Source organism: Bacteroides sp. 1_1_14, assembly GCF_000162515.1.
GTDB classification, from domain to species: Bacteria; Bacteroidota; Bacteroidia; order Bacteroidales; family Bacteroidaceae; genus Bacteroides; species Bacteroides thetaiotaomicron.
The window spans coordinates 519,835-534,693 of the sequence record NZ_GG774703.1 but is presented as its reverse complement, the minus strand read 5'-3'; the positions used below and the strand labels follow the sequence as shown (position 1 = coordinate 534,693).

The following is a 14,859-nucleotide window of genomic DNA, read 5'->3' as shown; positions in this document are numbered from 1 at the left end:
AATGGTGACACTATCCGGTGTGGATAGTGTCACCATTTTTATATGCAGAATAAAGATCATTTAAAGTATCCCACGGGATGATTCATCATAGGAATCTGACTATCTTTCAGTTTCAATACTTTCTTCAGCTGAGCGGCATCCATCGAAGCACGTGGCACTGTAGCCAGTTTAGCCGCAGAACAGAAAATAGAAATATTCTGAGAAACAATACCGGCATCCATGGCTCCCATTAGTTGATTCTGTATCTTCTGAGCATCACCAAAACGGGAAACATCACTGATTAATACTAAAGATACCGGAGCCGTTTTTACAAAAGCCTGGCCACCCGCTACCGCTCCACGGTAATCTCCTTCAGCAATCAGATTTAACTGATGATTCTTTGCGTCATACAAGTAACTTCCTTCCGATAATATCACATATACGTCTACATCCTGCTTATTCATAGCGGAAGGAGCCGTTCGTTTTCCAGCATCCGAACGATTGATTCCGTTGGCCGCCCATAATAAGTCTGACAAATCAGCAAGAGTTAACGCTTTCGAAGCATACTCACGCGTAGATTGACGTTCAGACAATGCCTTCATCACCGTACCAGTACGATTTAAATTAGGTTTTGGTAACTTAACAACCTTATCAGCAGCAAAAGCAGCCGCTGAAAGCATTAAACAAACGAACAATAGTTGTACCTTTCTCATAATTGTGGTATTTATAAAGTTGATAGGCAAATATAAACAAAAAAGGTCTGCATTCACTATAGAACACAGACCTTTTAAAAGTTATTTATAAGGCTTTATTATTTCTTATCTCCGAAATAACGGTTGTAAAGTCCTTCAAAACCTTTACCATGACGAGCTTCGTCCTTGCACATTTCGTGTACAGTATCGTGAATAGCGTCCAGATTCAAAGCTTTAGCACGGGTAGCGATACGTTTTTTGTCTTCGCATGCACCTTGTTCAGCATCTTTACGCTTTTGCAGGTTAGTTTTTGTATCCCAAACACAGTCACCCAGCAATTCTGCAAATTTAGAAGCATGTTCAGCTTCTTCCCAAGCATAGCGTTTGAAAGCTTCAGCTACTTCAGGATAACCTTCACGGTCAGCCTGACGGCTCATAGCCAAATACATACCTACTTCAGTACATTCACCCATAAAGTGATTATTCAGATCCTTGATCATTTCTTCGTCACAACCTTTTGCAACACCAATCACGTGTTCGTCAGCAAAAGACAATGCACCACCTTCTACTTCAACAACTTCTACGAATTTGCTGGCAGGAGCTTTACACAAAGGACATTTCTCAGGAGCTGCGTCACCTTCATAAACATAACCGCATACAGTACATCTAAATTTTTTCATTTTCTTCTCAATTTTAAATTAATTAGTCAATACGTGTTTCTTTATCTTTTCTTAAGCAATTCTTGCATATACCTTTATAATAATAATGAACTTCCGTCACTTGATGCCCATCCATTTCCAGACTTTCAACTTTCTTCACGGCTTCCGGAGATTTTAAGTCGTAAATATGTCCGCAATACCTGCATAAGAAATGAGAGTGAACAGAAGTATCCGCATCAAAATTTGTATTCTTCTCATCAATCGTGAGCATCAATGCAGCTCCCTGTTCCGAAAACAATCTCAAAGTATTGTATACCGTCGTTTTCGAAAGTGTCGGCATAGAAGGAGATAACGCTGTATAGATATCATCAGCCGAAGGATGAATGGGATGATTCATCAAATATTCCATGATCGCTATGCGCTGCATGGAAGGCTTTATATTATGCTCTAACAATCGTTCGTATGGTTTCATAAGTTCTCCCTCTTTTCAAAGTTGTATTCATTACAATTATAAATCTGATGCAAATATAGAAAGTCCCAATATCATTTCCAAATAAAATCAATATTTTTTTTGCAGATATGTATTACTAAATTCTTCCATACAAAAAAGGCCATCTTAATAAAGATGACCTTTAGACATTGATATACCTCTATTTTGCCTTAATTCTTGTTGGTTTTAGCCTCTTCGATTATTGATTCAGGTACTTTTTCGCAACGGACATATTTATTCACGTCACTATCATCATCTTTTACAGTCCAAATCATAGAACCGGATTCTAGCAAATCCGTTACGATATAGTCATTGTTCCAGTCACCATTACCAAAATCATATTCACCACTAATAACATATCCCAGATAAGGATCGTTTTCTATATTAAAAGAACCAGTAATATAACGTGCATACATACTGTCAAACTTCTGATACATTTCAAAAGTCAGTTCTCTACGATTAAAAGTTATATAGCAATATGTACCTTCTGCCAGAGCTTGTCCGTTCCATTCAGAAAGTTGCCACGTTCCGTTTAAATTAGCAGCAGTGACCGGCAAGGCAGGAATCTCTACCTTTTCATCGTCGTCACAGGATGCGAAACAAAGCGCGAAGGCGAATAAAGCCATTAATTTGAAAATATTCTTCATGTCTTCTTTTTATTTTTATTGTTACTTAATACAGTTTACTTTTATATTCAATGTTCGGTCTGACGGTTGCCCTTCCACTCCCTCTATAATAATAGGAAAAGTAAATGAACGACCTTTTTCCACAGGAATCAGTGAGGCGTCTATTGTAATCACAACGTCGGCTTCACTACCCGGACTGATTACTTCCGGCTCGGTACGAAAAGTTGCAAACTCAGGAATAACAGCAGCCGACAAACGCAATGATTGTTTTCCGCTGTTACCACACAGGATTCGTTCGGAAGGACGCTTTCCCGCATTTACCTCCCGAAATTCTATCCGGTTTTGTTTCAGTCTCAATTTACCCATCTTATATGGATAACGTCCCCATTCATCCGCTCCCGGCAACACATTACCTATTAATGTAAGGCGTGCCACAGGCATTTTGTCCGAAGAAGACAGATAAACAAAAGCATTCGTGTCTATCGTTCCGGGATGATTCTTCGGATGATAAGTCAATACTACAACTCTCGTTTCACCGGGAGATATCTCCCCTGTACGTACATCTGCTACCGCACATCCACAAGTAGTTCTTACACGGGTAAGATTTATGGCTTTGCCACTTACATTAGTACATGTGAAACGATACATTTTTGGAGCATCATCTTCGGTCAATGTCCCGATATTCAGCACAGTCTCGTCAAAACGCAGAATATGTTCCGCCCCTTTTATCAACGGAGGATTTATCAGCGTATCTGTTTTTTCCTGTGGAGTAAAATGGACATTCCGGGCTTCAACCGCCCGGAATTGTCCGATGACTACACATAATAAAAAGAATCGTATCCAAGTAACTGATTTCATTGAATATTAAAATTACATCCAACCATTATCATTAGCCTTCTTGCGAACAGTAACAGTAATGGATTGTTCGCTTCCATTGCTTACTTTCACTGTAATACGGGTTGCACCGGTTTTTAACCCAGTTACTGTCATAAAAGTACCATTGACAGATACTGAAGCGACAGTTGTATCCCCCGATGTGCAGGTATAAGTTAGATTCTCTCCATTAACAAAATAGTAGGCAAGGTTTAAATCCGATGTTGTACCTTCTGCTACATACATATTTGGTACTACCATGTCAGAACCATTACCCTCAATATTGTTAAGCAACATTCCGGCATCTAGCAATCCAGCACCCATCTTACCCACATATTTCGATAACTCTACTCTAGTAGCGGAAGCTCCGGATGAGATGTGGTTACGATAGTAAGCCTTCACTTCTCCTGTATTATACCAGCTATCGAGTGGTTTTGTAGATGACTTCAATAGTTCGACAAACTCACTTGCTTTAAAATGACGACGTTGTTTGACAGCATACGACAAACCCAATGCTGCGACTCCTGATACATGCGGACAAGCCATAGACGTACCATCCATAAATCCATAGGTCGCATTACCGTTTTGTATCCAAGTCGAGAGAATAGAACCGGAATGGATTCCTTCTTCCCAACCCTCAGGGTCATCTTGCCCCACCGGATTGTAATATTCCGTATCACCACCCGGAGCAGATATCGTGACTTCCTTTCCATAGTTGCTATATGAGGCCGGAGTAAAATCGGCCGCTACCGCACTGACTGATATACATTTGGAATAAGCAGCAGGGAATGCAGCCATTCCTGCATATTCGTTTCCGGAAGCGAAAATTGCCAGTCCCCCGTCTATCACCCCATTGGGCGAACCGGCATTATTGATAAAGTAGTCCAATGCATCTTTTTCCAACGGATACAATTTTTCCCATTCTTCTTCCGATCCCGGACCGGGAGTATATCCTTCAATCAGATTAGCCAAGGAAGAGTTGTATCCCCAGCTACACTGAAGAATGACTGCGCCATTATCAGCCGCATATTTTATAGCTCTTGCTTCAGCATCCAAAGTAACACCGGCTTCACCCGCAAACACTTGACATGACATAATTTTCACTCCGGAGTTTTTGGAACCATCGCCACCGGCAATACCGCAAACACCTTCGCCATTATTGTTCACAGCAGCAATAGTACCTGCAACGTGTGTTCCGTGTCCCGTGTCAACTGCATCCATCCACGAAATGATTCCTGAATTACTCACGAAATTGTAGCCATATTTATCATCCTTATATCCGTTACCGTCAGCATCCTTATCTGCATAAAGTTCTTCCTTTTCATTGATCCACATATTACCTTTCAAATCAGGATGGGTATACATCACACCTTCATCCAGCACAGCAACAATGATAGAAGGATCGCCCGTACACTTCTTCCATGCTTCCATACAACCGACATCACACCCCGGCCTGGAACCATTTTTCAATGCGTTCTGATTGTCAAAAGGGTTATTGCCACTGTTATTATAATGCCATTGATATGCCAATCCGGGATCGGAGAAGGTGCTTCCTGTCGTAACAGTACGTGTTGCCGCCTTCTGTTGCAATGCACTCTCACTAACATAACTCCGATAGCCATCAACTCTGTAAGCACGCTGAATGTGACTGTTAGCCTGTACTTTAGCTACTTCGCCTAATTTAGCAAGACGACCGGCAGCTTCCTTCAAGTCTGTATTTTCATCAAACTTGACCCGATACCACAAATGTAATCCTGAAGTACGGGTACGTTCTTCATTTTTAGTGTCTACCGGAAATATACGTTCAAAATGATATGTACCCAGAATATCCAACACTTCGTCAATAGAAGGAATCCCGGAACGGGTCATAGCCCCCCCACTCCTTGTTGTAACTGTGAGAGCCTGATCAAGAATCTCTGTCATTGCAGGATCGAATTTAATCAGCAATTCACCGGAAGTGACATCAGCCGGAAGCTGAACTTCCGTCCCCCCTGTTGGGGTAGACGGTTGTTCGATCACTTCTTGTTCCGAGCATGAAGCCAGCATCAAGGCAAACAGTGCTGTATATAAGAAATTTTTCTTCATTGTTCTTATTTAAAATTATTCTTGTTAATGATATTTACTCTATAGCCCTGCTAGTCTGTAGTTCCCGACAATACAAATTTTCTAAAATACAACGGATAAGCGACACCGCTAACAATTTGATTTGTCCCGGGGTCTGTACTTCCGTAATAATAAGAAAAATCGTAGTTTACGATATCCACATTATTGAATCCCACTGTATTTCCTTTTGAGTTTCTGCCGTCTTCTTGCTGATTGAATATCATGCTTTCGGGTCCCCAATATGCAAAGTAAGGATGGAATAGCAACCAATTAGGCAAAGCACCTGTCAGGAAGTTCAGATTAATATGAACTGTACGGGCAAACGGTAACACACGCGGAATATCCTGCCCGCTTACTGGAGTCTGCTTCCGATATCTTACCTGATTGTCGGTCGTCAACAGCCACTGGCAAGTATCTCTAGATATCTTATCCATGAATATGGATGGCTTGGCAGTCAACTCATCTTTACTGAAGAAATCATCCGATTGATAAGTTTCCGGTTTATCTGCAGCTCTCAATGCCGCTCTCACCTCTGCGTCTGTAGGTAATTCTCCCTCCAAGAAGTTGTATGACATTTGCAATGAAATCAGTTTATCCCAAGTCAATAACTTCAAGAAAGCTTCTCTTTCAGGTTGTCCTTGAGAAATATCAACATGCAGACCGACATCCCTACCATTGTATTGGTTGTTCCCATCAATCAAGCTCATATCTTTCAGTGTTTCCGTAGCACGACATCCGGTTAATGTCAAATATCTCAAGTGCGGGAAATTCTTTTCGTTCACCACATCTGTAACTACAGACAACGACTGGAAATTATTACTTGCCAAATCCAAATTCTCCAGTTTCTTACCCAATTTAATAAAATTCTCAGGGAGAGCATTTATACCAAAAGAGAATATTGTCAGATCCTTCAGATACTCCAATTCGCAAATTTCTTCTCCTAAAGAAATAGTACGTATTTGTCGGTTGGCATTACTCTGAACAGAAAATGATTCCAGGTATTTCAGATGACGAATTTCTTTGGGGAATGTTTCACCGTCTTGCAAATCAATCATTGCATAACTTACAGACCTCACACGCCCTACAGCTTCAGTAGGAACTATTCCATCTTTTATTTCTTTATCAGTAGCTTCCCAAAGGGTTACAAAACTCCAGTTCATCATACTTTCACTGGTATCAAAACTCATCATGCTCTGGAGTTTGCTATTGATAGTAATAATAGCCAATGAGTCACCGGCACGATTATCCTCAATCTTCATAGCTGCTTTTTGTGTTACAGTCAACACTACAGCATCTATTTTATTACCGTTATTGTCCACCAATTGGTCATTCTCATCTACTGGAACCAGATGGATCTTTGCCACACGGGTATAGGGAGCCACATTCATTCCCCAACGGAAATCCACTTTAAGAGTACGGGGACGTGCTCCTTTGTCTAAATTCACCGCTAGATCTTTATCCTTCGGCAATGTCACCCAACCGCTACGTTCTCCTTCTACCTCGCTTTTCTCCTCTTCAGTTATCGTAGCCTCTTCTGCGAAAGAATAATCCACACTTCCGATTTTGAAATTTACGTTAGTAGAGATAGTTGATTTAAAGTGACGGTTATCGAATGCATCCGAACTGGGGATTTCCACTTCAGGTTCTTTCACCAAGATTTGCTTACCGAAACCGAACTGTGTAACCGTAACCAAGCTAGGCTCACGACCATTCATAGTGAAACTTATCTGTGCTGTACGCGCAACATTCGTCAGTGTAGAGTCTATGGTAAGTTCACATACCGCTGAACCAAAACCGTTTGCCGGTGAAACGGCAATCCAAGGTTTAGAAACGCGTACCACCCATTGATCATTAGACGAAACGGCGATCTTCTCTGTTCCTCCTTCGGCACCGATAGCTATTTCTTCTTTATCTAGCGAAATGCCATCGATCCTTGTTTCGTCGTCATCCTTGCATGAAGAAATGATCCCCATGCAAAGAATTAGTCCTAATATTATTTTACTAAAATATTTCATTAATAGATTCTTTTATATTATCGTTCAATACCCAAAGCATCACAACCACGAATATCTTGTGTCTTATCATATAACAGAACATACATACCTGCCTCAATATAAGGACATACGCTAGTCACATCAATCGAGATGTTCGGATTATCTGCAATATCCAATATATAAAGCTGCGGTGTCAGTTTCTCGTCTACTTTACGGATGTCGTTAGAACCAATTTGCAACTGGATCAAACTAGGGCAAGTAGTGATACCGGTCGGCCATTGGCGCAAGATACGATTGCCTTCCGCATCACGTTGATGGCGAATTCCGAAAGCTTTCAACTGGCTACTGTTCAACGGTTGTGTCGGGAACGAAGAGAAACAATTATAGCTAACGTCCATATTGCTCAAATAAGGTAAGGTAGTCGCCCGGAAGTCATCAGACAAGCTGGTCAATTTATTGAAACGCAAATCTATAGTAGTCAGCAAATACGTATTCTTATAGTTTCCGTCTTTTGGTTTCAATGAATTTTCCGGAATCGATGTCATTAAATTGTTACTCAAGATAATTGTCGAAATTGGAGAACCGGTTGCAAACAGTTCTGTAGGGAACTTCTGGATTTCGTTATATGACAAGGTTACCGTTGAGGCATTAATACCTTTGTAATCATCCATCGAACAACTAATGTTACGGCCCTCCGAACCTATTTTATTATACGAGAAATCTACAGATCCCATCACATATACCGACTTGGCATTGAATATATTCGGAATATATTTCAGCTTATTATGAGAAAATCCTAAGCCTTCCACTTGATCGGTAAATGCACAGAAATCTTCCGGAATTTCTTCAATCTGATTGTAGTCTAACTTAAGGTCAGTCAGTTTAACATTGGTACCAAAAGCTTCCAGATGTCTTACCTTATTATGCACACAATCAAGTAAGCCTAGTTTCACCATCTTCTGTAAAGAAGCAGATGCGGGAAACTCTTCCAAATTATTATAACCCATATAAAAAATCTGAATTTTAGGTCCTGTATCCTCATCGTCAGCGAGTCGTGTCCAATCAGCTTTTAATTGGGCAGCACTAATGCCTCTGTTACATGCAATGTTCAATGACTGTAATTCAGGAAGATCATACAAGAAGTCCGGAAGCTGCGTCATATTCGGACAGTTATACAACTCTACATCCGTGAGATCTTTCAAATTACTCCAACTCAATTCTTCATTTTCATACTGTTTGGCATAATCCGAGTTGGCATCTTCCCAATCGACAGCAATATTATCATAGGTAAAAGGAGAATTGGCAAAATAGATAATCTGCAACTTGGTCAACCGTTGAATAGCCTTCGAAATAAACGTTATTCGATTGGTAAGATTACCGATTTGTGTATCTTTCAATGAAATACGGCTATCCTTCTTGATCGGTTTCATTTCAGGATTTCTATTAATGGCATCCTGTAGTAGGTCTGACAAATTCAAGCGTTGGTCATAGTCAAGGAACATTTTCTTATAGTGCATACGAATTCTATGCTTTTTTTCCTCGCTCATGTCCGGAGTCAGTTCTTCATCTCCAAATAATCTGCCGCTCACCGTTTCGCTATGTGTACCGAACGAAAGCACTTTTAATTCAGTTAATTGTCCGATAGCATCGGGTACTCTGCCTTTGGCACCGAAACCGGCAAGCGAGAGTCCGGTGACACGCCCATTATTATCCAAATCAACACCGGGTTGGTCACCCCACATATCAAGTTCTTTGTTGAAGTTCCAGTTTAAACTGTGAATAGTATTGTTTATCGTCCCACTATAATATCTCCAATTCTTTCCGTCCAAAGCTTCCCAAATGGCTTTCAGCGCTTTATAGTCTTTAATGTACTCCGCCGTTTCCTTCAATTGGATAGGGACGTTGGCATCTTTTGTCAATTTGTTGTCTATCACAGTAAAAGATTCTCCTCTTACAGATTGCGTTTCCAATTCCGATCTTTTGATACCGCTTTGTGAGTAGGTGGTATATGCTACTACCTGATAGGTACCGGCAGGAAGCCATACGGCAGAGTCGCATGTTGCTACACCTATATCCATATACTTATCATTGGCATTATCGGGATTTTGGTGTTCTTCAGAATCTTCTTTATAGGTGACTTTCATCCCCTTCAATTCTGTGGTGACACGATTAAAGGAATTCATCACCGTAACATCGACATAGCGAATATTGCTGAATAAGTATTCGCCGGCTGCACGTGTACTAATTCCTTCTTTTGACAATTTAAAGGTAACGGTTCCATGCGGAACTGCATCTACAGTCAATACTTTTTCCTGCAACCCTCCACTTACAACTGTCAGCTCATTGTCTTCTCCGGCAGGTCCTGCTAACAATACCTCATCAAGACCGTCATACAGATAATATCCGACAATCTTATAAGTACCGGCCAGTAATTGCAATTTATCACTACGCAGACCATATTCCGCATTGTTCGCATTGTATGCGTTCAGAAGCAGAGTTTGTGAAACGGTTGTACCGTTATGCGTCATCACCACCTTTATCTTCTGTGCACTAGACATTGATTCAAGATTGTCTGCAGCACGAGTGGTTGTTCCTTTCTCAAAAGAGGTACTCTTATAGAGTTTAAACTGCACATAACCGTATTGGCTTTGCAGCGCCTCATCATCATCGGAACATCCTATCACTACCAACAATGTCAGCAAGCTGACAATGAGAGGCAGGAAGAATATTGAGTATATTTTATGTAGATTCATTTAATCTATTTATTCGTTTAACAATTAATATACACATTATTTATTGATGTGAATAAAGAGTCCATGCTTTTTACCATCATCCCCCGCAATTACTAGTAATACACTGCTTGTTATCTCAGTGCCACTACCAAGCCACACATTAAGAGTGTTATCACCCGTGTTTACTATAGACTCTTCGGTGATCTTAATTTCTTCAAATGACTCAGTATCATAACATGTATATCCGGAAAGATTAGAAGCCATTAAAGTAATATTCATTGATTGCAATGGCTCTGTTATTTCAAAAAGGTCATCGATATCCAGTGTAGTCATAATCCAAGTACCACCCCCAAAAGCACCACTACTATAAGTAGTACAATCAACACTCCCGGGCATTCCAGTACCATCGGCTACAGCAAAAACCGTTTCTCCTCCACCGCCACTTCCGGCATTGCTGATTCTGACAATCAACATCAGTTTATTTCCCGATTCATCAGAGACTATTAAAAATACATCTTTACCGTTTGCAGCCTCTGTATAGATTGTTATGTCAGTTTCGCTTATTGGTTCAATAACACCATTGGCCTCTTGTTCACCTTCAAAGTAATAGCAAACTGAATTGCTCCAATTAAAAGGCATTTTTGCCACTGTAGCGACCGATGCAGGCTGTTTTATCTCAAAAATTCCTGTCACGCCATACTCTGACTTAAAGTAATCTGCATCGCCACCTGTATAAGACGTACAATCAATAGGATTATATGTTTGACCGTCTACCGCAGTAATAGCTAGCTCATCGCCACCGCCTTTCGTTTCTTTCTGAGTAAACTGAAGAACAAGATTAGACTGCTCATATTTATAAACCAGATTTTCACCGTCAATGATAGTCGCTTCCAAGTTATCTTTGATACCTTCATATTGAGCACGTGAAAAGACAAGAACATATCCAACTCTTTCAGCCGGTTCGTACGAAGCAGGAGCATATTCGTCTACAATAAGTGTCACTTTACCACCTTCACGTTCGCAACGCATCCATTCATTATAGCTGGCATCCATGATATACAAATCATTATTGTTGCTTCCTTTTTCAACGAATACTACCTCATAATCATCGTTCAATGTTTTAACAGTAAATGGAACGCGATTCTTGAGGGTTGTTGTACTGCCTCCCGTACCTGCCACTCCTCCGGCGCTTTGAGTGAAAGTCTTTCCGTCCAAAGATACAGCCCAATCATACTTATTGGATGACGGAAGTGTCATTTCCAGTACACCCGGCGTCATACCATCGTAAGAAACTCTGAAAGAATAGAATGCTTTTCCCTCTTCATCGGAGAAGGTTATCACATTTTTATCAGTAGCTACAATCGGATATTTTTCGCGGTCATTGTTTTCTATTATTTTCAGACCACCATCTACTTTCTTATCCACCGGACCAACAAGAGAACCACCATCGAGTTCTACCCAACCCGGCAAATTGGTAGCAGCAAAGCGGAAGTTAGCTTGCACACTAAACTTTGAAAAGCTTTGGTATCCTACTTTCAATTCGTTAATCTCTGTTCCTTCCTCATCGAATATTTTCAATTCATATCCTGCAGCCGAACGAGTAACTTCACCAATCACAATTGTCTGACCACCCATTGTCAACTCCAATTTAGCTACGCTAACATTATCGTTTTTTGGTTCTCATCTGTAGCTACAATAGTTACGGTTTGTGTTCCGGCAGTTCCGGATACTACAAACTCTTCCGTATCGTTGTTTTGAAACTTACACCAGATTGTTGATGATGCCAAACTCCAGTTAGTATTAGCCGTGAAAGTGAACTCTTTTTTCTCGCCTGCATTACAGACAATATTTTGTTTTTCCGGAAATATCGGAGTCACCGTATCATCATCATCGTCCGAACATGCCGTCAGGCAGAAAGTCATAAGTAAGCCAATGAAGAAGCAGCTCTTGCACAACATCTTCATGCAAGAATCTCCTAGTGGTTTTAAACTAAACTTTTTCATATCCATTTATATTTCTTGTTTTTTTAATATCCTTGTTCTTTTAATTTCTCCGCTTCTGCTTCGCTTATCCATTCGATCACATTGACAAACGTGCCAACCGTACCGTATGATGATCCATCTCTATTGTTCACGCTTAGCGTGACATACTGTAGGACGAAATTTTCGTTAGTACTGAAGTAAGAAGTATAAGCGGTAGGTTGATTCATCAGCAACTTGCCGTCACCGTAAATAGTTCCGAAAGCCGTTCCTGTAGATGCACAAACCTGTTCATCCATTTCAACTAGGGGTTCTTGAACATCCTCACGGTTGAAAGTGATTTCCGTATCGTATCCGTCATAGTAAAGACCATGTATGGCAATGGTATTTTCTTTGCCTTCTACGATATCCGAAGTTACCAAACGCAATTCTAAATTGTTCAAATAACTTGCAAAATAAGTCGAACTGACAACACAATAACCTGTAAAGTTTTTAATGTCAAACGGACGGATTTTCTGCATTACAACTTTTGCTTCAGTTCCATAGAGTCCCCATTGTTCCGTTTCAGGAATTACCAGTCGCAATGCAAAACCCAGCGAATCATTAATTTCCAGATTATCATAAATACCTTGTACCTCTAAATTGGTACTCCTTTCTCCCGCCTTAATGGTAACGGTATTCGACAGAATTTTATAATGCTTACCTTCCACGGCATTACTTTCGCGATCAATTACTTCGACAGCGAAGGTCCGGTCGTGATCGGCAGCCACAGTAGCAGAGATCGGAACATTGAATATCTCATTCGTTTCTTGCACGGCATACGTATAAAGCGTGTCAGAAAACATAAGATAACTGGGTCCGTTGTATGCCACCTTGTCCTGATCGCATCCGGAAAGAGCTATCAGAGCAGCAACGGCTGCTATACATCCTAATAATAATTTCTTCATTATCATATGCTTTTAATCTATTTGTTACTTTCATTCGGTTGAACCTGCGAACCGGGAGCATCCAGTTCATGTTGCGGTATCGGCCATACAAATAATGGATCATCTGCTTCCACTTTCAAGCTGCTACCGTTAGCCAGTGACTGGTCTTGCGGCTTCCGTTCGAATCCTTTATGCCAACGTTTTAAATCATGGAGACGAAAACCTTCCATATAAAGTTCTTTCACACGCTCTGCTTCGATAACTTCCATTGCATTGGAAGCAGACAAAGCAGTAGAACCACCGTAAGTTGAATAACGTGCTGTACGGAGAGTCGTAATATCTTTTCCTGCACGACCATAGTCGGGTTGCGCTTGCTGCACATAAGCTTCAGCACGTATCAGATATTGTTCGGACAGACGAAGCACTTTAGGCATAGATACGTGAAGGATATTAGCTGCAATGAACTCATTATTACCGGCATACTTTATCAACAAAGGCCATGAAAGGCCATGACTAAAGCCGGTTTGCAAAGTTTGAAAAATGGTCTCCGGACGTAAATCGTTCGAATCATACAATCCGAACACCCAATTAGCCGGCACATAGTCCGGACGATAATTCACATGATTGTAATTCAAGAAAATTTGTCCCAGTTTGCCTCCATAAGAGTTTATGGTGAAACCAACTTTCCAAATAGCCTCCGTTGACATGTCGTCCGTCCACATATACTTATAATAGCTCACTCCAGAAGAAATAGTTCGAGTACAACTGGCCAACAGATAATATTCGCTATCAATAACCTTGCTGGAATACTTGATAGCTTCATCCCACTTTCTCATATAAAGAGCGACACGTGCCCGCAAAGCGTACACCGTGTATTCATTGAAATAAGTAGCATTATTAAATAAAGCTCCATCGACAGACGGATCATAATCTTTATCCAAAGCCAACAATTGGGCAGCCCGATCGAGATCCTCAAGAATAAACTCATAAGAGGCTTTCAGCGAAGCACGTTTCATTTCTTCATTGCCTTGATAATGCTTGGTGAGTATCACACCCAATTGATTGGCTGCATCTTCATCACTTTCATAAGCCTTGCAAAACATCTTCACCAATTCGGAATAGGCAATCGCACGGGCAAAATAAGCTTCACCGCAACACTGATCGAGCTTATCCAAATCTTTATCATCGGTTGTGTTATTTCTCACTCTGTCTACGCGGTCGAGCATGAAGTTACAACGATTAATCACGTTGTACAGTCCAGCATAAACAGCCTCGATACTTGTATTAGTTGCCAGAATGTCTTTCCAGCGCCAAATATCTCCGAATGTATTCGTATTTCCATTTACCCCATACACAAGGTCTGCCTGCAGATCAGGAAGTATTGTCAAGTTCCCTGAGTACAGAGCACTACTTTTGAATGCATCGTAAATACCAATAACAGCCAGATTCACATCATCTACCGTCTGTATAGACTCATCGAATGGAATACCGTCTTCAGGCATCTTGTCCAAACAAGAAGCGGCAGAAAATGCCATGGCTGCCAACAGGATATATAATTTAAATTTCTTAATCATCTTTCTTTAAATATACTATTAGAATGAAACGTCAATACCCAAAGTAAACTGGCGTGAAGCCGGATATTGTGCTCTATACACATTAGTTGCTACTTCCGGATCGAGTCCGGTAAAACCTGTCCAGGTAAGCAAGTTCTGTCCCTGCAGATAAACACGCGCAGATGTGAAGAAATTAGTTTTCTTCAGCAGTGATTGCGGAAATGCATAAGCCAGTGTCAGGTTCTTCAGACGA

At 40.8% G+C, this 14,859-nt stretch carries 13 protein-coding genes; all 13 read right to left on the bottom strand.

Features of this window, described 5'->3' with window-relative positions:
- Positions 1 to 56: 56 nt before the first annotated feature.
- A complete protein-coding gene (locus HMPREF9007_RS18860) occupies positions 57 to 692 on the bottom strand; it encodes a SagB/ThcOx family dehydrogenase (RefSeq protein ID WP_008760532.1) in 636 nt (211 codons plus the stop codon).
- 98 nt (positions 693 to 790) lie between these two features.
- Positions 791 to 1,351 (bottom strand): NADH peroxidase, encoded by a 561-nt coding sequence (locus tag HMPREF9007_RS18865; RefSeq protein WP_008760531.1) that lies wholly within the window; start codon positions 1,349 to 1,351, stop codon positions 791 to 793.
- A 22-nt stretch (positions 1,352 to 1,373) separates the two neighbouring features.
- On the bottom strand, positions 1,374 to 1,802 hold the full coding sequence (locus HMPREF9007_RS18870; protein WP_008760530.1) for a transcriptional repressor: 429 nt from the start codon (positions 1,800 to 1,802) through the stop codon (positions 1,374 to 1,376).
- A gap of 188 nt (positions 1,803 to 1,990) precedes the next feature.
- Positions 1,991 to 2,467 (bottom strand): lipocalin family protein, encoded by a 477-nt coding sequence (locus HMPREF9007_RS18875; protein ID WP_008760529.1) that lies wholly within the window; start codon positions 2,465 to 2,467, stop codon positions 1,991 to 1,993.
- Between the two features lie 21 nt (positions 2,468 to 2,488).
- Entirely contained in the window at positions 2,489 to 3,304 is an 816-nt protein-coding gene (locus HMPREF9007_RS18880; RefSeq protein WP_008760528.1) for a DUF1573 domain-containing protein, read from the bottom strand.
- Between the two features lie 12 nt (positions 3,305 to 3,316).
- Positions 3,317 to 5,404, bottom strand: a complete 2,088-nt coding sequence (locus HMPREF9007_RS18885; protein ID WP_008760527.1) for a subtilase family N-terminal domain-containing protein — start codon at positions 5,402 to 5,404, stop codon at positions 3,317 to 3,319.
- A gap of 50 nt (positions 5,405 to 5,454) precedes the next feature.
- A complete protein-coding gene (locus HMPREF9007_RS18890) occupies positions 5,455 to 7,437 on the bottom strand; it encodes a BACON domain-containing protein (protein WP_008760526.1) in 1,983 nt (660 codons plus the stop codon).
- Between the two features lie 17 nt (positions 7,438 to 7,454).
- Positions 7,455 to 10,169 (bottom strand): DUF4458 domain-containing protein, encoded by a 2,715-nt coding sequence (locus HMPREF9007_RS18895; protein ID WP_008760525.1) that lies wholly within the window; start codon positions 10,167 to 10,169, stop codon positions 7,455 to 7,457.
- A gap of 36 nt (positions 10,170 to 10,205) precedes the next feature.
- Positions 10,206 to 11,783: a DUF5003 domain-containing protein gene (locus tag HMPREF9007_RS18900; protein WP_277754628.1), complete on the bottom strand. Its 1,578-nt coding sequence runs from the start codon at positions 11,781 to 11,783 to the stop codon at positions 10,206 to 10,208.
- A 17-nt stretch (positions 11,784 to 11,800) separates the two neighbouring features.
- Entirely contained in the window at positions 11,801 to 12,151 is a 351-nt protein-coding gene (locus HMPREF9007_RS27525; RefSeq protein ID WP_277754627.1) for a hypothetical protein, read from the bottom strand.
- A gap of 23 nt (positions 12,152 to 12,174) precedes the next feature.
- Complete coding sequence (locus HMPREF9007_RS18905; RefSeq protein WP_032850153.1) at positions 12,175 to 13,074, bottom strand: DUF4984 domain-containing protein; 900 nt, start codon at positions 13,072 to 13,074, stop codon at positions 12,175 to 12,177.
- Between the two features lie 17 nt (positions 13,075 to 13,091).
- Positions 13,092 to 14,627, bottom strand: coding sequence for a RagB/SusD family nutrient uptake outer membrane protein (locus HMPREF9007_RS18910; protein ID WP_008760523.1), 1,536 nt, complete (start codon positions 14,625 to 14,627; stop codon positions 13,092 to 13,094).
- Between the two features lie 18 nt (positions 14,628 to 14,645).
- A partial coding sequence (locus HMPREF9007_RS27040) for a hypothetical protein (protein ID WP_032850152.1) occupies positions 14,646 to 14,859 on the bottom strand: 214 nt, incomplete at its 5' end.